This window comes from Nocardia sp. NPDC004722 (genome assembly GCF_053601505.1).
On record NZ_JBSGBY010000076.1, the window covers coordinates 1 to 20,107 of the forward strand.

The following is a 20,107-nucleotide window of genomic DNA, read 5'->3' on the forward strand; positions in this document are numbered from 1 at the left end:
ACCGTGTCTCGGCGATCTATGCGGCGCACATCCTCGCCGCGGACAGTCTCAATGCGGGAGATTGGGATTCGGCCAACCTCCTCTGTGCCGACGGGCTGCGGCGTGGTCGGCTGTTGGGCTGCCGAACGCTGTGCGAGCCGTGGCTGTTGTACACCTCGGCGGTGATCGCCGCTCACCGCGGCGACGCGGCCCTGGCTCGCACACACGCCGGGCGACTGGCGCGGTGGTGCCGGGAAGTCGACGCGCACGGGCACGAGTGGCGGGTGCTGCACTGCCGAGCCATCATCGCGTCGAGCACCGGAGACACGGTCACCGCATACGCCCATCTGAACGCGATCACGGACCCGGACGGATATGGCGCGCCGATCCGATACGACCCCCGCGTCATCCTCGACTTCGCCGAGGCGGCAGCGGGTTCGGGCGACATCCATGCGAGGGAATGCGTCAGGCGGGCGGTCGAGTCGCCGGAGCTCGCCCCCAGCGCCCGAACCTTGTTCTACCGTGCCGCAGCGCACGCGATGACGGCCGAGGACGGCACCGATTGGCGCGTGGCATTCGAGCATGCGACGAGGATGCCGCAGGCCGATCGGTGGCCGTTCGACCTGGCAAGGGTTCGCTTGGCCTATGGACTTCGGCTGCGCGAAGCCGGGGACTACGAAGCCTCCCGTAGCCAATATCGGCTTGCCGCAGCGACATTCCGCCAGCTTGTCGCCACTCCCTGGGCTGCCCGGACCGCTGACGCGCTGCGTCGGCTCGGTGATGTGGTGGAGCGGGTGCCCACCGGGTCGGACCTGAGCGCCATGGAGCGCCGGGTCGCGGAGCTGGCCGCGAGGGGCCGCACGAATCGCGAGATCGGCGCGGAGCTGCGTCTGTCGACGCACACGGTGGGCGGGCAACTCTCACGAATCTACGCCAAGCTGGGCATCGGCTCCCGAGCGGCACTGCGTGATGTCCTGCCCGCGAAATTCGTCGAAATCTGAACGCTTACAGTGCTACCCGGCGCGGCGATCTATGCGCCCAGGGCATCGCGCAACCCGGCACGATTGGCTACCGACAACTTCGCATACACCTGATACAGGTGATTTCCCACCGTCCGGGGTGAGAGGTCGAGCCGTTCGGCGATTCGCTTGTTGGACAGCCCCGTCGCGGCCAGTTCGGCGATCCGTCGTTCCTGCGGTGTCAGGCGACCGGCTGCCTCTTCACTGCTCGTCGAGAGACGTGTCGCGTTGGTGGCCGAAAGCTCCTCCTGCGCCCGTACCACCCACGACGACGCTCCCAGTTCCTCGAAGATTCCCATCGCTCGACGCAGGGGTGCGCGCGAGGCGGCAACGGCATTGTGTCGACGCAGATGCGTGCCGTACAACAGCAGGATTCGACCGTGATCCAACGGCCACTGCGCCGCAATCGGATCCGCCAGTGCCCGCTCGAACAGCGTTGTCGCCTCGGATGGTTCGGCTACCAGCGCCTGCACGGCGAGGCTGACCGCCGCCAGGCGAGGGGAGAGCTCGGCGAGCCGGTACCCGACCACAGCCCGCACATGTGCGCGAGCGGCCTCGAGTCGCTGTGTGTGTACGGCGGATTCGACCAGATCCAGGATCACATCGAGCGCGATGAAGATGTGCGGGCTGAATTCCCCGGCCGGGCTGATGGCATTGGCATGCTGGAACGCGCCCTCGAAATCGCCCCGGCCGATCGCGACGAGTGTCTCGACGAAATGAGCGAAGGTCACGATGGCGTTCGCGCGGCGCGGCATAGCCCAGCGCACCATCGCATCTGCCAGCGCTGTCGCCTGGTCGAAGTCTCCGCGACCGGCTGCCACGAGCGCGGTCAGGTAGTCACCCGACCACCCCGGAAGGTCGTGTCCGCCGAGAGCACCGAAGTGACGAACCTGCGCGACAGCCGCGAGTGAGGCGTCCCAGCGTCCGCACATGAAGTCGTGGCCACCGATCATCAGCAACGCGCTGGCCCCGGCGCGGTTGGCGCCGGACTCACGGGCCCGGACCACCATCTCCTCGAGCGCCGCGCGACCTACCTCCAGCCGGTCGAAGACAAAGGCGATTTCCATGACACCCACGGTGTGCGCCGGCGCACCACCAACCACGAGCCCTGCGACCAGCTCGTCGACCCTCCGCAGCGCAGTCGCGGTCGCTCGGGCGGGATCATCGGAAGTCTCGGCAGCCAAGGCGAGCAGCGGCGGTGGCGCGGGATCCAAACGCCCCAACACGGTGTAGTAGCCGCGCCACAGCTCGACTCTGCCCCCGAGCTGACACGCCCACCGCAGGACACCCACCGCTTCGAGCAGGACGCCGTCACGAGGGTCGGTGTTGCGCGGGTAGGCGGCGATAGCCATGGTGAGCAAGCGGTGTGCCCTGTCCACATCGGCCTCCCCCTCGAGGATGACGCTGGCGATCGCGACGACGGTGGTCAGCGAGGTGTTCAAATCCGGTTCCAACGCCGCGATTTCGTCGATCAACCGCATCGCGCCCGTGACGTCGCCAGCCGCACCGATGTGAGCGGCCAGCGACAATCGCCGGATTCGCTCGGTGGTCTCTTCGCTGAGATCGGCAGCACGTCGCAGCAGCCTCATCGCCGCGGGGCCGTCGCCACGGCCGCGGACGATGGTCGCGGCGCGCTCCAGCAGGGAGGCGACGCCGTTGTCCAGACCCGACACCGAACAGGCCAGATGCCAGGCTCGACGCTCGAAATCGCCTCGGTCGTCACGCAATATCTGTCCCAATAAGCGATGGGCATTGGCGCGCTCCTCCGGAGAGGCCAGATCCACCACTGCCGCACCGACCAGCGGATGTGCGAAAACAAGCTGCTGACCGCGGGCGCTGACAATTCCGATATCGATCGCAGGCGAAGCGATCTCGCTCGCTGGACGGTCACCGAACGCCTCATCCAGGGTAGCGATCTCCACCGCTGGGTCCAGCGCCGTCGCCAGGAGCAATTTGCGAGTGTCGATGGGCAATACGCCAATTCGTGCCGCGAAGATGCGTCGTAGCCGATCGGAGATCGGCAGCGTATCGGGCAGTGGTTCGGCGGCCTGGCGCTGGTCGGCGCTCAAGGACCGGGGAAGTTCCAGCAGTGCCAAAGGATTTCCCTGCGCGGCATCGGCCAGTCGATCACGCACACCGATCGCCAGGTCCGGAAAACGCGCAGTGATCAGCGCCTGCGCCGAGTGCGTGTCCAACGCGCCCAGTGTGAGAGCTGAGCTCGGTATCGTTCCTCCGAAGTCCGGCCTCGGGAAGTACCGGGCGACACTCGGGTCCGGGCGCGTGGCACCCACGAATCCGATACCGATCTCGGCGTCGAGCAGCGCGGCGAGAATCGCCAGTGTGCTCGAATCGACCCAGTGCAGATCGTCGATCACCAGCATTACCGGAGACGTGCGGCGCAGTTGCCTCATGACCGCGACGACCGCGTCGCGCACGCGCGTAAGCCCTTGTTCCGCACCGGCTTCGAACCCCAAGGCCACTGCCAGAGTCGATCGATGCGGCTCCGCCGGTGCGGTCCCGCCATCGAGCACCGGTAGCAGCAACTGCTGCAGCACCGCGAAACCCACCGCCGCCTCGAACTCCGCACCCGACGCATGCAGAACACGTATCCGATGACGTACTGCCGCCCGCTCGGCGTATGCCAGCAGGGCCGTCTTGCCCATCCCCGCCTCGCCGATCACCACAATCGATCCAGCCGTCCCGCCCGCGACGTTCTCGACGAACCCGTCGAGCACAGCCACTTCCCGCCCTCGGCCTACCAGTGCCCCTTCGGACCTATCGCTCCTGTCACCTGATCCGGAGCCACTCACCGGTGAATCCTCTGCCACGCCCACCACGCAGTTAATGATCGTCGATTCCGCGCGGATTCGCTGCTTCGAATGACTCAGGTAATCGCTGCCCGCACCGACGACCGTAGTAGGCGAACACGATTCGATCTACGAAGGAGATGGCACGTGGCGACATTCGTCCTCGTCCACGGTGCGTGGCACGGTCCCTGGTGCTGGGAGCGAACCCGCGCACAGCTCGAGGCCCGCGGACACCTCACTGTCACACCACAACTGCCCTCCGACACGATCGGTGCGGGAGCTGAGGAGTATTTCACCGCGGTCCGCGACGCGCTCTCGGGACGGTCCGACCTCGTCCTGGTGCTGCATTCGATGAGTGGACTGCTCGCGCCCGCACTGATCGCAGAACCTGCGGTCACCTCGCTCGTGCTACTCGCGGCGATGGTGCCCGAACCAGGTGCGACGTGGGCCGACAGCGGTCAACAGCCGTACGCCGAACCCATGCGACAACTATTCCCACAGTTGCAGTTCGACCAGTTCGGGCGGTCATGGTGGGAGCCCGCCGACGCTGCGGCGCTGTTCTACCACGATTGCGCCGACGCGGACGCTGACGCAGCCGTCGCGCAGCTACGCCCCGACTCCTCGTTGATCTACCAACAGCCGTGCCCAGCTGTGCCGACAACCAAGACCCCCGTCACCTACCTGTCCTGCCGGGCCGACCGCGCCGTGGATGGCCAATGGAACGCCGACCGCGCGAAGCAGCTGTTCGACGCCGATCACCGACAGATCAACACCGGCCACTCACCATTCTGGTCGGCCCCGGCCGTGCTGACCGCCGCACTCGACGAACTCGCCCTTCGAAACCACTGAAACACCTGAGACACAAGGAATTCGAATGACCACGCCTGCATTGACCGACCTGCTCGACCCGCGCCCGGAGCTCGTGCGCCCAGGATCTCTGACCGTCGACGGCGGACTCGAACCCGAACGCGCCAGACACCTGGTACGCATCGCCCAAACGCTCTACACCTTCTGGCACACCGGAGCGACCCATTGGCTCGACGAAGCCGTCGAACCGACCTTCACCGACAACACCCTGCCGCCCGGCCGCCCACAGGGCATCGACGGCCCGCGCACCGCGTCGACGGCCTTCCGCGCAGCCGTCCCAGACCTGACCTGCGAGCTGGCGGACCTGATCGTCGCAGGCGACAAACTCGCGGTCCGACTCCACTTCCGCGGACATTTCACCGGCATCTACAACGGAATTCGAGGCCAAGGCGAACCGATCGACTTCATTGCCTTCGACATCCAGAAAGTCGGACCGGATCGGATCGTCGAGGATTGGCACCTCGAAGACAACCTGACCTTCCTCAGCCAGGCCGGTCTGGTAACCACACGTCCCGCACCTTAGTGCGCGCGGGCCAACTCATCGAGGCGGAAGAGCAACGAGCTGCGCCGATCCGCACCCTTCCGAAGGCACCGCCGATCACCCGGTACCCGACCGCCGACCATGCAGAGCTTCTCGGGAGATGACGAGGAAGGACTCGACCGTCGCAGGTACGCCAGGGACTCGCCACGGGGCGTCCATCATCCATGTTCATGATGCGGGTTCCGGTTCGGTCAGGTGCGCGGAGCGTAACCGGGGGAACAGCGCCGAAGCGTTGTCGCGGAGCATGAGTCGGCGTTCGGCGGGATTCAATGCCGTGGTCGAGGCGAGTGCCTCGGCCAGGCCCCGCACCGCCCAGTCGGGGGTGAAGGGGTAGTCGCTGCCGTAGAGCAGGCGGTCGGGACCGACGAGTTGCAGCAGGGCGGGTAAGGCTCGGGGCAGCGCGAATCCGGCTACGTCGTAATGCATTCGACCCAGTGCGGCGAGGACGTCCACGGGTGATGTCGGCGAGTCGAGCACGGCGAAACCGGCGATGCGGTCGGCCAGGACCGGTAGTGCGGCGCCGGTGTGCGGCACGATGAACCGAATGTTCGGGTAGCGCTCGGTGACGCGGTCGAGGATCAGTTGCGCGACGGTGCGGGTGGTGTCGAAGAGGAATTCGATCATGGGCCGGGGGCGGCCGAGGCTGGTGTGCTGCCAGCAGGCCGGTGAGGTGGGGTGCAGGTGGACGACGGCGTGGCGGCGATCCAGTTCCGCGAGTAACGGGGCGAAGACCGGATCGCCGAGATACGTACCGCCGTAGTTGGTTTCGAGGGCGACGCCGTCGGCGGCCAGTTGGTCGAAGGCGTGAGTGACCTCGGCGATCGCCGCGTCGACGTCGGGCAACGGCACCGAGGCCAGTAGTCCGAAACGGGTCGGGTGATCGCGGACCAGTTGTGCGCCTTCTTCGTTCACGGTCCGTGCGAGGTCCCGGGTTTCCTGCTGGTCTCGCATCAAGACGCCCGGGGAGGACACCGATAGCAGCGCGACTTCGACGCCCGTGCGATCCATCGATTCGAGCGCTGCGGTGGCACTCCACTCGGGGAGCGCCGGCATCCCGTCGGGTTGAGCGTGCCCGGCGGCCATGAGCGCCTCGCGCAGGCGGGGCGTGAGGAAGTGCGCGTGCACATCGATAGCGCCGGGTAGTGGTGAGGCCGAGCCTGACGTGACGGTTTCCGACACTCGGAGAACTCCTCTGCGACAGTGGGGGTGGTCAGGCGGTCTGCGCCGGACGCGTGCTCGGCGCGAAACTCGGCAGTGACGAGGACAGGTCCGACAGCGTTCGCCCGCAGGTTTGAACGGTGCCGTCCGGGCGGACGAGCACGGCGGCGGCGCGGCCGCCGCGGAGCCAGCGGTGCAGCGCGGTGCCCGGCATGGCACGCAGCAGCACACCGTTGCGCTGTTCGATGGTCGTCGCGTCCAGCGGTGAGGGGGCGGATGTCGTGATTACCGCGTAGCGACCGGCGATGAGGTCGTCGACCCGACGCCCGTCGGGCAGCCGGTCGTTGGGGACCAGCCGTCCGGCCAGCCCCCGCCGCAGCGGCGGCGCGGTCACCAGTGCGGAGCGGTGCAGCGGTGGTGACTCTCCGCTGAGGATCGTCTCGGTCAGCCCGGGCAGCCGGTGCAGTCGCGGAGCGAGCAGGCCGCGCAGCCGATTGCCCAGTTCGCCGCCCTGCGTCATGGTCAGGCCCATGAGTTTGGCCAGCCGGATCATCATGTGCGCGTGCGGTTTCCGCTCGGTCTCGTAGGTGTCGAGTATCGATTCCGGCAGCTCGCCGCGCAGCACCCCGGCCAGCTTCCAGCTCAGGTTGGCGGCATCGCGCATGCCCGCGCCCATGCCCTGCCCGATGAACGGCGGGGTGAGGTGGGCGGCGTCGCCGAGCAGGAATATCCGCCCGGCACGCCATCGGTCGGCCAGTTGCGCGCGGAAGGTGTACTCCGCCACCCGGACCAGCTCGAAGTCCTCGCGGTCGGAGTCGGCCAGCCACGGGGTCACCAGCGGCCACAGGCGGTCGAGATCACGGTGGTCGTCGGCAGATTCGCCTGGCCGCAAACGGAATTCCCACCGGTGCCGCGTCGTGCCGATGCGCATGTACGTCGCGGCTCGACGCGGGTCGCACACCTGATGCACGCCTCCCCAGTGCCCGGGATCGAGCCGGGTCGCGAGGTCGACGACCAGCCAGCGTTGCTCGAAGCGCAGGTCCCGCATGCGCGCGCTGATCGCGGTGCGCACCAGGCTGTTCGCGCCGTCGCAACCCAGCACGTAGCGGGCGCGCACGGATTCGGACTCACCGATCGCGCGGTCTTCGAAATCGACTCGGACACAGTCTTTCTCGACTGACAGCCCGGTGACTTCCACACCGCCCCGCAGCGAGACGGCCGGATGCGACGCCAGATTGGCGCGCAACAGCGCCTCCAGCTCCGGCTGATCGAACAGGTTGGCTTCGGGGAATCCGTTGCGAGCCCCGGCCGGATCACGGTCGAATTGTGCCAACACCCGATGCCGCGGATCCACCAGGCGCAACCCCAGCGCGGGCCGGCTGATCGCGTCGAACCCCGCGCCGATGCCGAGACGTTCCACGATCCGCCGGATCTCACCGTCGAGATGGACCGCGCGCGGCTGCGGGTAGACACCCTCCCACCGCTCGAGCACCAGCGATTCGATGCCGTACTGGGCGAGCAGCGTAGCCGCGGTGAGCCCGGACGGGCCCGCCCCGACGATCACCACCGGAACAGTCGGCGACGTCATCGGGATCCACCGGTCGACGTGGCCTCGTCCCGCACGCCGCCGAGCGCCTTCAGCACGGTTTTCATTGCCGCACCTCGATTCTCGCGTCGATCGCGTAGCGGCCCAGGATCGCTTCGGCCGCGGCCGGGCCGGTCTCGGGGTCCACTACGACGGTGGCGATGATCGCGCCGTCCTCGACCACGGCGGCGATTTCGGCAACGCCGGTGGTGTCCGCGAACGCGTCGACGAGTTCGCGGCGCGTGGCATCGGCGCGCAGGCCCAGCTTGTAGGGCTTTCCGACATCGGTGACGGGCAGCGCGTCGAGGATGGTGACTGTCTTGGGGGCGGCGGCGCGCTCGTGCACCCGTTCAGCGGCCCACGCCACCAACTCGTCCTCGGTGACCTCGGCGCCCGCGGTGAGGGCGACGTAGGCGACCGGGATCTCTCCGGCGTGCGCATCCGGGCGGCCCACCGCTCCGGCCGCGCTGACCTGCGGGTGGCTCAGCAGCGCGTCCTCGATGCTCGCGGGATCGATATTGTGGCCGCCACGAATGATGAGATCCTTTGCGCGACCGTGCAGATGGATGAATCCCTCCTCGTCGATATGGGCCAGGTCGCCGGTGCTCAGCCAGCCGTCGACCAGCGTTCCGAGTCCATCGAGGCGGTGACCGTGTTCGTCGCGGCCGGTGACGTATCCGGCGAAAACCGTTGGGCCGCTGATGACCAGGATGCCGGTCTCCCCGGCGGGCAGCATCTCCCATACGCCGTCTTCGGCCGTGCGGACGACCGCGACCCGCTGATAGGGCATGCGCTGCCCGACCGCGCCGGGCCGGGGCGCGTCCGGGAAGCTGCGCGCGGTGGCGCACGTCGCCTCGGTGAGGCCGTATCCCTCCACCAGCATGACCCCGGTGTGCAGTTGGAAGTTCTCGCGGACCGCGAGCGGCAGCGGGGACGCGCCGACCATCGCGTAGCGCAGGCTCGAGATGTCGGTGTCGATCGGGCACTGGGCCAGCACCGCGTACGCCGTCGGCACCGCGCTCATCGTGGCAATCCGGTAGTGCGCCACGATATTCCAGAACTCCGCATAGAGCGTGAAGTCCCGGTATCCGAGCGGACCGGCCCACACCACCGGCTGACCGCGGAACAGCGGCGCGAGCAGGGTGACGACCAGCGCGTTGACATGGAACAGCGGCAGCGCGGCGAAGACCACCGAGCCCTCGTCGAGCAGCGAGTTGGCGGCGATCATCCACGCATTGGACACCTCACCGGAATGGCGATGCGCCGCCAGCTTCGGCACACCCGTCGTGCCGCCGGTGTGGAACAGCGCCGCCAGATCCGAGGCCGTCGGCGGCTCTCCGCGAAAACGGCTCGAATCCGATTCGGCGGCAAGGGTATCGAGGTAGCCGATCCGTAGTCCGTCGATGCCGGGCAGGGCCGGCGGCGGCTGCGAGGCCGCTGTGCCGTCCAGCGTCCACGCGCACCCGTCGTCGGTGTGCGCGACCAACTGGCTGCCGCCGCCCGAATCGATCCGCACCACACCGGATTTCACCTGATAGCCCGGCGAGGTGAGATTGTTCATGTACACCGGGTTGACCGGATCGTAGGCCCAGGAACCACTGAACAGCCGCGCCGCGTCACCGGGTCCGGCGGCGTCCTCGCGGGTGCGCTTCCCGTTGGCCAGCGTGAAATCGAAAGTGCCGTACGGGAGATAGCTGTTGGCTCGGATGAATTCCTGCTCGTGCCCGTCGCGCACGGTCACATGCCAGTAGTAGATGTTGTAGCCCGAGTCGATGACGTGGTTGAAGCAGTATTGATCGGTGCTGGTCAGATCCAGTCCGTCACCGTTGATCCGGAAGTGCCAGGTACAGCCCTGATCGGTGTGGCCGGTGATGTCGCCGTCGGCTCCGCGGGCGAACACCACCGTGCCGACCTGCGGATAGGTCAGCGGCTCGAGCCCGAACTTCCCCGCGGTGGCGACATTCGTCATGTCCGAACGCTGTGGCTGGTCGTAGTTCCACGTGCCCAGATACTGCGCCGCATCGTCCGCGTGCGCGGCCGGAGCGCCCCACGCCAGCGCCGCACCGAACACCGCCGCGAGCGCGAGTTTTCCGTATCGGGCACGAATTGTTTTGTGTGTCATGCCATCAAGGACGAGACGCCCGCCCGGAAAGTTACCGATCGACCGTCGCCTCGATGCTCACGATCCGATCCTCCGACACCGTCAGCACCAGCACCCCGAACAGTTCCCGGTCGCGGAAGGCGAGCAGCGCGGGCCGCCCGAACGCCGAATGCGTGACCAGGGTGGTGCCCGGCCCGAAGAAGGCGATCATATTGGCGGCCACCACCTCCGGTCCCCGGCTGATCGGCGCGACGATCGGTGAATCGGGCCGGAAGGTGGCCAGACCCCAGACCTCGGGATCCAACACCACCAGTAGTTCCGCCAAATCCCCACCGGCACAGGCGGCGATGAATCGTTCGGTGACCGCGCGGTGTTCGGCCGGGGCCACCGGGCCGTCGGGCCGCCGCGCCTCCGTCATCTTGATCCGGGCCCGCCTGGCCAGCTGCCGACAGGTCCCGACCGGCCGCCCGACCGTGTCGGCCACCAGCTCGAACGGCATCGCGAACACATCGTGCAGGATCAACACCACCCGCTCGGCGGGCCCGAGCCGCTGCAACATCCGATACAGGGCCAGCTGCACCTCCTCGTCGAGGGTGATGCGGTCGACCGGGTCGACGGGCAGCGCGGTGGCGACGGGGGCGGCGGACTCCAGCCGTTCCGGGTCGTCGGCCCGCTCGCGTCGTGAACGCGCGCTGCGCAATTCGTCCAGGCAGATCCGGCTGGTCACCACGGTCAGCCAGGCGCGTTCGTCGGCGACCTCGCCGGGCCGGGTGCGAGCCAGCCGGGTGAACGCCTCCTGCGCGGCGTCCTCGGCGGCCCCGATATCGCCGAGCAGCCGGAAGGCCAGGTCCACCACGTACGCGCGCTGCCGCCGCCAAGCCGCGGCGAAGCGGTCCTCCGGCTGTGTCCGGTCCTCGGTGCTCATGACAGGTATGACGGGATGGGCGCGCCGAAAGTTACCGACGCCGAGTGGCGGTGGCCCGTGCGAGCCACCGCCACTCGGATCCCGCATCCTCAGTTGGTGATCCGCCCGCCCGCGACATCGATGGTGATACCGCTCAGATACCCCGACGCGTCCGAGGCCAGGAACAGCGCGGTCTGCGCGACATCGTCGGTCGTGCCCAGCCGCCGCAGCGGATGCGCGGCCGCGACCTGCTGCTGCACGGCCTCGGGCATATTGGTGGCGAGCTTCTCGGTCAGGATCGAGGACGGCGCGATGGCGTTCACCCGGATCCCCTGCGGGCCGAGCTCGGTGGCGAGATGCCGGGTCATCATGACGACGCCCGCCTTGGCCACGCCGTAGGCGAGATTCGCCTGGCTGGGCTGCCGGCCCGCCGACGACGCCATGGCGATGATGCTGCCCGAGCCCTGCGCCAGCATCATCGGCAGGAAGGCCTGCACGGTCAGGAAGGCCGAGGTCAGATCCGAATCCAGCACCCGCCGCCAGAACTGTTCGGAGAGCTCGGAAGCCGGTGTGGGATAACCCATTCCGCCCGCGAACGCGCCCAGGATGTCGACCCGGCCGAACTCGTTCGCCACGAGGGCCGCGACATCGGCGAGCGCGGCGGAAGAGGTGACGTCGGCGACCGCGCCGAGGGCGGTGCCTCCGGCGGCACCGATCTCGGTGACTACGGTGTCGAGCGCCTGCTTGTCGCGGCCGACGAGGCACACCCGCACCCCCTGGGCGGCGAGCAGTCGGGCGGTCTCGGCTCCGATGCCGCGGGAGCCCCCGGTGAGTACGGCGGTCTTGCCTTCGAGGTCGGAGTAGGTGCTGAGCATGGCGGTGAACCTTTCGATGCGATTGGGCGAGCGGTGAATTCAGCGACGGGAGAGGAAGACGGCGACCGTGACCAGCCACAGCAGCCCGCCGAAGCGCACCACCGGCAGCAGGTACCCGAATCCGGAGGCGACCAGCGCCAGCGTGGACAGCGCGGCCACCGCGGCGATGGCGAGCCCGATCCCGACCAGCCAGACCGGCAGCTTCCGTTGCCGCAGTGCGGGAATCACGATGCCGACGGCCAACAGTCCGAACCCGGCGGCGAAGGCCGGTCCGCCGGACATATAGCCCAGGTCGGCGACGGCCCGCGCCAGATCCGGTGCGGCGGAACCGGTCAACCGCGCGCCGGTCCAGGTGAACAAGGCGCTGAAGGTGAGTCCGCCCGCGGCGAGCGCGCCGCCGATGGTGAGGATCGACGGCCCGCTCAGCAGCCGCTGGATCAGTCCGGTGAGGATCACCAGCGGTGCGGCGGACAGCATCAGCAGCAGCGCGCCGGTGTCGATGAGCCCGGTGTGCGCGGTCGTGTAGGCGAGGACATCGGTGCCGCTGGCATCCGGGTGCGGGGTGCGCGCATTGGCGGCGACGTAGGCGATGGTGAGCGCCGCGAACGCGGCGGCGGGGACCAGAACGGTGAGGTCGGTGCGGGTGGCGGGGGTGGTGCGAGTGGCGGTGGCGCTCATCTCGGGTTCCTCAATCTCGGGTGAACCGTACTTCCTAAATAATGATTACAATCTGTAACGATTGTCAACGGTCTATTATTTAACCGCTGCTACCATTGGCCCATGGATGGGAAAGACGAGTTCGCGCCGCAGCGCGCCCTGACCGCCGTCGGGTTCCTGTTGGCGCAGGTCGGCGCCTATGCCGCCAACCGATTCGCCGAGCGCACCGCCGCCCTCGACCTGACCCCCGCCCAAGCCGGACTGCTGCGGCTGCTCATCGCCCAGCCCGGCCGCAGCCAGCGCGAGCTCGCCGACGAACTGGGCATGCCGCCCAGCAGGTTCGTGCAATTCGCCGACAAGCTCGAGGAGCGCGGGCTCATCGAGCGCAAACGCAATCCCGAGGATCGGCGGCAGCACGCGCTGTACCTGACCCCCGAGGGCCGGACCATGCTCGGCCAATTGGGCGCTGTCGCACGCGAAGCCGAGGCGCACCTGTGCCGGTCACTGACACCGGAGGAACACCAGCAGCTCTCGGACCTGCTGGTCCGCGTCGCCGCCGACCAAGGTTTGATGCCGGGCGTGCACCCGGGCTACAAGACGGTGTGACCGACGGGGAACGTCAGAGAATCAGGGGCACGGTCAAGGGATCAGGGCATCGAGGGCGGCGATCCGCCCCGCCATGACCTCGCGCAACAGGTGCTGGAAGCTCGGGCATTCCGCGTGATTCGCGGCCGGGCACGCGGCGGCATGCCGCAGGCCGTCGCGCACCGCGCTCAATTCCTTGATGGTGCGGTCCAATTCGTCGGCCTTGCCGCGCAGCAGTCCGCGATCGACCTGGAGTTCACCCTGCGGCCCGAACAGGCGCACGATGTCGTCGAGCGCGAATCCGGCGGTGCGGCCGAGCGCGATGAGGGCCAATTGCTCGAGCACGGATTCGTCGAACTGCCTGCGCAGCCCGCGCCGCCCGGTCGAGGAGATCAGGCCGCGTTCCTCGTAGTAGCGCAAAGTCGAGGCGGGAACACCGGATCGGCGCACGACCTCGGCGATATCCAGACTGCTCATGGCGGCATTCGCCCCTTGACCTCAAGTCGGCTTGAATTGAGAAAGTGTAGCTCTCCGCCCGTCCCATCGACCGAGGACAGCGTCATGACGACACCACTCGACAACGAACAGTCCGCCCGCTGGAACGGCGCCTCCGGCAATGCCTGGGTCGACCTCCAGGACATCGTCACCCGAATCCTGCGGCCCTTCGAGGACGTCCTGGTGACCGCGGCCCGTGCCGTCGACGCCCACACCGTGCTCGATGTCGGATGCGGCACCGGCAGCACCACTTTCGCGGTGGCCCGCGCGCTGGACGCCCGCTGCACCGGCATCGACATCTCCGAACCGATGATCACCGCCGCCCTCGCCGACCCCGAAATCGACGCTCTGCCGGTCGTTTTCATCGAGGCCGACGCCCAGACCCACCCCTTCGCCGCGACCCACGACCTGATCATGTCGCGTTTCGGCGTGATGTTCTTCCCCGACCCCGTGGCCGCCTTCACCAATCTGCGCCGCGCGGCCCGCCCGGGCGGCAGCCTCGCCTGCCTCGTCTGGCGCACCCCCGAGGAGAACCCCTTCTTCACCACCGCCGAACGAGCGGCCGCTGCCCTGCTCGACCTGCCCGCCCGAATCCCCGATGCCCCCGGCCAATTCGGCCTCGCCGATCCCGAGCACACCACCGCGATCCTCACCGCGAGCGGCTGGACGGACGTCGCCCTCACCCCGATCGATGTCGAGTGCACCATGCCCGAATCGGACCTGACGCCCTACATCTCCCGCCTCGGACCCGTCGGCCTGGCCCTCGCCGACGCCGACGCCCCCACCCGCGCCAAGGTCATCGAGACCATCCTCCCCGCCTTCGCCCCCTACTTCCGCGACTCCGAAGCGGTCTTCACCGCGGCCTGCTGGCTGCTCACCGCCCGCGCCTAGCCCGGCAGCCTGGATTTCAGCCGTGGGGGTAGGGCGGGTAGACGGGCACCGGCGCGGGGCGGAAATACGCGCTGGACTGTTTGATCCACAACAGGATCACGGCGGCGAGCGCCACCAGCCAGGTCACGACACTGAGCACGATCGACCCCGCGGTGGCGTTCGCGCTGAACAGCGTGAACAGCATGCTCAGCGTGTACAGGCCGAAGAACACGGTGCCGGTGACGCGGGCCCAGTTGCGGCCCGCGCGATTCATGAACGCCATCCAGATCCACAGGCCGATCGAGATCGCCGAGAACACCATCGTGGTGACAAGGGTGACCGTGACGATCATGTCGATCTGGCTGTCGGTCAGATTGCCGTGCGACGCCTCGTGCGCCTGCTCCCGCACGTGCGACAGCTGCGTCAGGCCGTACAGCACGCTGACGACCGTCAGTACGGCACCGGCGAGCATGAGATAGAAGGCATAGGTGACGGTTTGGGGCCGACGCGGCCGACCCGGGACGGGCCCGCCGGGATATCCCGCCCCGGCTCCGAACGGCTCATAGTTGTACGGCCCCGGATACGCCGGAAATTGTTCGCTCGTCACGTCGATCCTCCCTCGAACTCCCCCGATATCGAGCAGCATACGGCGTGAACGCGCTTGATATTCGTCCCCGCGGTCAGGCCCCGACGGCGAATCCGTCGAGCAGGGATCGCGCGGCGGACTCCGGGGACGGGCGGGTGACGATCTCGGTGCGCAGACGGACGGCGGCATTCCCATACGACGCGTCGGTCAGCACGGTGTGGACGGCGGCGCGCACGGTGTCCGGGGCGATCGAATCCGGGGTCAAGACCTCGGCCACGCCTGCCGCCCGGCAGGCCGCGGCCGTCGGGAACTGGTCGGCGCCGCGTGGCGTGAGCACCAGGGGTAGTCCGTACGACAGCGCCGCGAGCGTGGTGCCCGCCCCGGCGTGGCACAGCACGGCATCACATCGGGGGAGCACTGCGGACAGTGAGAGCCACTGTGTGACAACAGCATTGGACGGAACCGGGCCGAGCGCGGCCGGGTCGGTGTCGGTGCCGACCGTCACCACGACGTCCACGTCCGCATCCGCCAGTCCGGTCAGCAGCGGGCCGAACGCCGCAGGCTGGTTGAAGATCGGCACGGTCCCCAGCGAGACGTACACCACCGGCCGACTCCCGAGGCGGCGCAGCGATTCCGGCAGCTCATCCGTGGCCCGGCCCGAGACGGCCGGGCGAATCGGCCGCGTGATCGCCTGCGCCACACCGAGATCGGGCTGCAGGCTCGCCGGGACCGGATCCAGATAGCCGTGCCGGTACAGCCCGGCGTGCTCGTCGGCGTCGAGACCCGCCGAATGCCACAGCGGCGCCACCCATTCGGCCATGGCCGCGACCAGTTCGGGCTCGAGCATGAGGCCGGTGCCGTAGGTGATCGACGGGATGCCGAGCCGGGCCGCGAGGATCGGCGCGGCCAGATCGACGGGTGCGTGCAGCACCAGGTCCGGGCCGAAGCGCTCGGCGATCACGGTGAGATCGGCCAGTTTTCGCGGGGCCATGACCTTCGCGAACATGACGGCCCCGATCCGCCAGGGCTGGTTTCCGGCCGCGAATTCCGGCAGCGTCACCGCCTCGGCCGCGGCGTCCGGCGCGTCCGGCCCGGCCTCGGCCGCGGGCAGTCCGGCCAGGCGCACCCGGCCGGTGAGCTGCCGGGCCGTGGCGATCAGTACCTGATGCCCCGATGTCTGTAGCGCCGCGGCCAGCGGGGCCACCGGTGCGAACACCCCTTCCATGGGCGTTGTCGCGATGAGAATGCGCATGCCACCAACCCTCCCTTGGTATAGCGAACTATATAGTGAACTATAGTTATGCTGGTGAGCATGTCAACCGCTTCCCGCGGCGGCGGCCGGAGGCTGGCGACGCGTCGTCGCATCGCCGAGGCCGCTGCCCTGCTGTTCGCCGAACGCGGCTATGCCGCAACCACTCTGCAGGCGATCGCGGATGCCGCCGGGGTGCATGTGCAGACCATTTACCAGGCATTCGGCACCAAGGTCGGCGTGCTCGCCGAGACCGCGGCCGTGCTGGTCGCCGGTCCCGACGAGGAGGCCGCGACCCCGCCGCCGGAGCGCGCGTGGGTGCGCGAACTGTTCGCCGAACCCGATCCCGCACGGCAGTTGGCGCTGTACGCGGCGCATATGCGCACGGTCTCCGAGCGCTATCTGGGGCTGCTCGACGTCATGCGGGTGACCGCCGCGGTCGATGCCGAGGTGAGCGCCTTCCTGACCGCCGCCGAACAGGGCCGTTACGACGGACCCCGCCACATCACCCCGCACCTCGCCGCCAAGGGCGCGCTCAAACCGGGCCTCACCCCGGAGCGCGCCGCCGACATGATGTACGCGCTGACCACCTACGACGTCTACCGCTCACTGCTGATCGACCGGGGCTGGACCGGTGCGGAGACAGAGCAGTTCATCACCGAGACACTCGTCGGGGCCCTGCTAACCTGAGCGGTGAGTTCCCTCTTACCTGACGGTAACGTGCAGTGACACAAGGGAAATGGCCGCTTCATACCGTATACCGGCATGTCGACCCCAGTGGATACACAGGCCGAATCGCATGGCGACCGTGCCGAGGGCGTGAGTGGTCACCTGCGGGACGTGGTGTATTCCGCGTTGCGCGACGAGCTCATGAACGGGCGGATCAAGTTCGGGCAGCGGCTGACCGAGCCGAAAGTCTCGGCCCGCTTCGGCATTTCACGCACACCGGCGCGGGAGGCGCTGGCCATGCTGTGGTCCGACGGCCTGCTGCAACGCGACGAGGTCGGCTTCACGCCGGTGCGGCCCAGCATCCCGCTGGTGCGCGACCTGTACGAGCTGCGAATCACCCTCGAGCTGGGCGGCATTCAGCGCGCGATCGATAATCCGGCGGTTCGCCACGACCTGGACGCGCTGCGGCGGGAACGGGAGCGCTGGCTGGCGCTGCGGGTCGATCCGCCCGCGCAGGAGCCGGGCTTCGTGGTGGTGGACGAGCAGTTCCACGTCGCGCTGCTGACCGCGTCCGGCAATCGGGAACTGGTGCGCGCCCTGGTGGCGGTCAACGCCCGCATCCGGCACGTGCGCATGTTCGACTTCATGGTCAACAACCGGATCGAGGTGACCATCGCCGAGCACCTCGCGATCCTGGATGCCGTCCTGGCGCACGATCTTCGGCTCGCCCACGACCTGCTGCGCCGCCATATCGGCGAATCGCTGGACGTGGTCGTGGATCGCGTCACGCGCGCCATGATCGCGATGACCCTCGCCGACGTGCAGGAGTAACCGGTGAGCTCGGACTTCGACACCCTGTTGATCGCCAACCGGGGTGAGATCGCCTGCCGCATCATGCGCAGCGCGAAAGCATTGGGGCTCAAGACGGTCGCGGTGTACTCCGAGGCCGACCTCGGCGCACCGCACGTCCGGATGGCCGACGCCGCGGTCGCCGTGGGGCCGGGACCGGCGGCGCGGTCGTACCTGCGCGCCGACCGAGTGCTCGAGGCGGCCCTGGCCTGCGGCGCGGGCGCCATCCACCCCGGATACGGATTCCTCTCCGAGAATGCCGATTTCGCGACCGCGGTCGCGGCGGCGGGACTGCGGTTCGTCGGCCCGACGCCCGAGCAGCTGCGCGTATTCGGCGACAAGCACACCGCCCGCGAGGCCGCGCGGGCGGTCGGCGTGCCGCTCATCCCCGGCAACGGCATTCTCGATTCGGTCGAACACGCCGTCGCCGAGGCCGAGCGCATCGGCTACCCGGTCATGCTCAAGGCCGTCGGTGGCGGCGGCGGAATCGGCATGCAGGCGTGCGGTTCCGCCGACGAGGTCCGCGTCGCCTACGACCGGGTGCAACGGCTGGCCACGTCGAATTTCGCGTCGGCGGGCGTGTTCCTGGAACGGTTCGTGACCCGCGCGCGGCACGTGGAGGTGCAGGTCTTCGGCGACGGCCACGGGCGGGTGGTGAGCCTGGGCACCCGCGACTGCTCGCTGCAGCGGCGCAATCAGAAGGTCCTCGAGGAAGCCCCCGCGCCGGACCTGCCCGACGCGATCGTTGACCGATTGCTGAGCAGCGCACGGGATCTGGCGCGCTCGGTGGATTATCGCTCGGCGGGGACGGTCGAGTTCGTCTACGACACCGAGCGGGGCACGGCGTCGTTCCTGGAGATGAATACCCGTCTGCAGGTGGAACATCCGGTCACCGAGGCGGTCACCGGGGTGGATCTGGTGGCGTGGATGCTGCGGCTGGCCGGTGGTGACACCACGATGCTGGACGGCCTCGCCGAGGACGGCCCGGAGATCCGGGGCTGGGCGGTCGAGGCGCGGGTGTACGCCGAGGATCCCGGCAACGACTACCGGCCCAGCGCCGGATTGATCACGCACGCAGCGTTTCCCGAGACCGCGCGGGTGGACACCTGGGTGAGTACCGGCACCGAGGTGAGCCCGTTCTACGACCCGCTGCTGGCCAAGGTCATCACGCACGGGGACGATCGCGAGGCGGCCTTCGACCGGCTGTCGGAGTCGCTCGCGGCCACCCGCGTGTACGGGGTGCAGACCAACCTGCCGCAGCTGCGGGCCGCTGTGGCCGCGCCGGTGGTGCGCACGGCCGGGCACGTCACGAGCAGTCTCGCCGAGATCGACTGGGCCAGCCGCCGCATCGACGTGCTGCGGGCGGGCACCATGACCACCGTGCAGGACCATCCGGGCCGAATCGGCCTGTGGGACGTCGGAATTCCGCCCTCGGGCCCGATGGACGACCTGTCGTTCACCCTCGCCAACACCGCGGTCGGAAATCCCTCCGGCGCACCGGGTCTGGAGTGCACGCTCCAGGGTCCGAGACTGCGGTTCTCCGGCCCGACCGTGGTGTGCGTGACCGGCGCTCCCACCGTGGTCACCCTCGACGACGCGCCCGTGCCGATGTGGGAACCCATCACGGTGGGCGCGGGCGCGGTGCTCGATATCGGCGCCCCGTCGGACGCGGGCCTGCGCACCTACCTCGCGGTCCGCGGCGGCCTCGATGCCCCGCTCTACCACGGCAGTTCGAGCACGTTCGCGCTCGGCGGGTTCGGCGGGGTGACCGGCGGCGCGGTCATCGACGGGGACGTGCTGGCGGTCGCGCCGCCGGACACCCATGCGCTGCGCCCGGCGGCGGCCGTGCCGCCCGCGTATCGGCCGCTGTTCACCCACGACTGGCAGCTCGCCGTGGGCGAGGGGCCCCAGACCGCCCCGGCCTATTTCACCGACGCCGATCTGGCCCAGTTCTACGCGCACACCTGGCGGGTGGGCAGTCACGCGAACCGGACCGGGATCCGGCTCGAGGGTCCCAAGCCGGAGTGGTCGCGGCCCGACGGCGGTGACGCCGGACTGCATCCGTCCAACCTGCACGACAACCCTTACAGCGTCGGCGCTTTGAACGTCTCCGGTGACACCCCGATCCTGCTCGGCCCCGACGGCCCCAGCCTGGGCGGGTTCGCCTGCCCGCTGACGGTGGTGTCGGCGCATCGCTGGAAACTCGGCCAGCTGCGTCCCGGTGACGGATTGCGCTTCCTGCCCGTCGGCGACGACACCGCCACGGCCCTGCGCCGCGCCCCGGCCACGCGGGCGTGCGCGCTGCTTCCCG

At 68.8% G+C, this 20,107-nt stretch carries 18 protein-coding genes; 8 read left to right on the top strand and 10 right to left on the bottom strand.

Features of this window, described 5'->3' with window-relative positions; translation table 11 throughout:
• A partial coding sequence (locus tag ACWELQ_RS10755; RefSeq protein ID WP_452396808.1) for a response regulator transcription factor occupies positions 1-980 on the top strand: 980 nt, incomplete at its 5' end.
• A gap of 29 nt (positions 981-1,009) precedes the next feature.
• On the opposite strand, the gene ACWELQ_RS10760 is transcribed toward ACWELQ_RS10755, so the two are convergent.
• Complete coding sequence (locus ACWELQ_RS10760) at positions 1,010-3,835, bottom strand: AAA family ATPase (protein ID WP_452396809.1); 2,826 nt, start codon at positions 3,833-3,835, stop codon at positions 1,010-1,012.
• 117 nt (positions 3,836-3,952) lie between these two features.
• Between ACWELQ_RS10760 and ACWELQ_RS10765 the strand changes: the two genes are divergently transcribed.
• Positions 3,953-4,654: an alpha/beta fold hydrolase gene (locus ACWELQ_RS10765; protein WP_452396810.1), complete on the top strand. Its 702-nt coding sequence runs from the start codon at positions 3,953-3,955 to the stop codon at positions 4,652-4,654.
• 25 nt (positions 4,655-4,679) lie between these two features.
• Entirely contained in the window at positions 4,680-5,195 is a 516-nt protein-coding gene (locus ACWELQ_RS10770) for an ester cyclase (protein WP_452396811.1), read from the top strand.
• Positions 5,196-5,381: 186 nt separating this feature from the next.
• Here the strand turns inward: ACWELQ_RS10770 and ACWELQ_RS10775 are convergent, their stop codons facing one another.
• From ACWELQ_RS10775 to ACWELQ_RS10800, 6 genes are all read right to left on the bottom strand, one after another.
• Positions 5,382-6,392: an amidohydrolase family protein gene (locus tag ACWELQ_RS10775; protein WP_452396812.1), complete on the bottom strand. Its 1,011-nt coding sequence runs from the start codon at positions 6,390-6,392 to the stop codon at positions 5,382-5,384.
• A 31-nt stretch (positions 6,393-6,423) separates the two neighbouring features.
• Positions 6,424-7,959 (bottom strand): bifunctional 3-(3-hydroxy-phenyl)propionate/3-hydroxycinnamic acid hydroxylase MhpA, encoded by a 1,536-nt coding sequence (gene mhpA, locus ACWELQ_RS10780; protein WP_452396813.1) that lies wholly within the window; start codon positions 7,957-7,959, stop codon positions 6,424-6,426.
• A gap of 61 nt (positions 7,960-8,020) precedes the next feature.
• Complete coding sequence (locus ACWELQ_RS10785; RefSeq protein WP_452396814.1) at positions 8,021-10,078, bottom strand: AMP-binding protein; 2,058 nt, start codon at positions 10,076-10,078, stop codon at positions 8,021-8,023.
• Positions 10,079-10,109: 31 nt separating this feature from the next.
• On the bottom strand, positions 10,110-10,982 hold the full coding sequence (gene sigI, locus ACWELQ_RS10790) for an RNA polymerase sigma factor SigI (RefSeq protein ID WP_452396815.1): 873 nt from the start codon (positions 10,980-10,982) through the stop codon (positions 10,110-10,112).
• Between the two features lie 89 nt (positions 10,983-11,071).
• Positions 11,072-11,836, bottom strand: a complete 765-nt coding sequence (locus ACWELQ_RS10795) for an SDR family NAD(P)-dependent oxidoreductase (protein ID WP_452396816.1) — start codon at positions 11,834-11,836, stop codon at positions 11,072-11,074.
• 39 nt (positions 11,837-11,875) lie between these two features.
• The gene (locus ACWELQ_RS10800) at positions 11,876-12,514 is read right to left on the bottom strand and encodes a DUF4386 domain-containing protein (protein ID WP_452396817.1); all 639 of its coding nucleotides are present in this window, start codon (positions 12,512-12,514) and stop codon (positions 11,876-11,878) included.
• Positions 12,515-12,616: 102 nt separating this feature from the next.
• Here ACWELQ_RS10800 and ACWELQ_RS10805 point away from each other — a divergent pair, with 102 nt between their 5' ends.
• Positions 12,617-13,099, top strand: a complete 483-nt coding sequence (locus ACWELQ_RS10805; RefSeq protein WP_452396818.1) for a MarR family winged helix-turn-helix transcriptional regulator — start codon at positions 12,617-12,619, stop codon at positions 13,097-13,099.
• Between the two features lie 33 nt (positions 13,100-13,132).
• Here ACWELQ_RS10805 and ACWELQ_RS10810 read toward each other — a convergent pair whose 3' ends face one another.
• Positions 13,133-13,555, bottom strand: coding sequence for a helix-turn-helix domain-containing protein (locus tag ACWELQ_RS10810; protein WP_452396819.1), 423 nt, complete (start codon positions 13,553-13,555; stop codon positions 13,133-13,135).
• A gap of 84 nt (positions 13,556-13,639) precedes the next feature.
• Here ACWELQ_RS10810 and ACWELQ_RS10815 point away from each other — a divergent pair, with 84 nt between their 5' ends.
• Positions 13,640-14,464, top strand: coding sequence for a class I SAM-dependent methyltransferase (locus ACWELQ_RS10815; protein WP_452396820.1), 825 nt, complete (start codon positions 13,640-13,642; stop codon positions 14,462-14,464).
• Positions 14,465-14,480: 16 nt separating this feature from the next.
• On the opposite strand, the gene ACWELQ_RS10820 is transcribed toward ACWELQ_RS10815, so the two are convergent.
• Together ACWELQ_RS10820 and ACWELQ_RS10825 are read right to left on the bottom strand one after the other, a co-directional pair.
• Entirely contained in the window at positions 14,481-15,050 is a 570-nt protein-coding gene (locus ACWELQ_RS10820) for a hypothetical protein (protein ID WP_452396821.1), read from the bottom strand.
• A gap of 73 nt (positions 15,051-15,123) precedes the next feature.
• Positions 15,124-16,281, bottom strand: coding sequence for a glycosyltransferase (locus ACWELQ_RS10825; protein WP_452396822.1), 1,158 nt, complete (start codon positions 16,279-16,281; stop codon positions 15,124-15,126).
• A 60-nt stretch (positions 16,282-16,341) separates the two neighbouring features.
• Here ACWELQ_RS10825 and ACWELQ_RS10830 point away from each other — a divergent pair, with 60 nt between their 5' ends.
• The 3 genes from ACWELQ_RS10830 to ACWELQ_RS10840 form a co-directional block, all read left to right on the top strand.
• Positions 16,342-16,968, top strand: coding sequence for a TetR/AcrR family transcriptional regulator (locus ACWELQ_RS10830; RefSeq protein WP_452396823.1), 627 nt, complete (start codon positions 16,342-16,344; stop codon positions 16,966-16,968).
• Between the two features lie 153 nt (positions 16,969-17,121).
• Positions 17,122-17,778: a GntR family transcriptional regulator gene (locus tag ACWELQ_RS10835; RefSeq protein WP_452396825.1), complete on the top strand. Its 657-nt coding sequence runs from the start codon at positions 17,122-17,124 to the stop codon at positions 17,776-17,778.
• A 3-nt stretch (positions 17,779-17,781) separates the two neighbouring features.
• Positions 17,782-20,107 (top strand): 5-oxoprolinase/urea amidolyase family protein (locus ACWELQ_RS10840; RefSeq protein ID WP_452396824.1); only part of this gene is annotated, 2,326 nt, incomplete at its 3' end.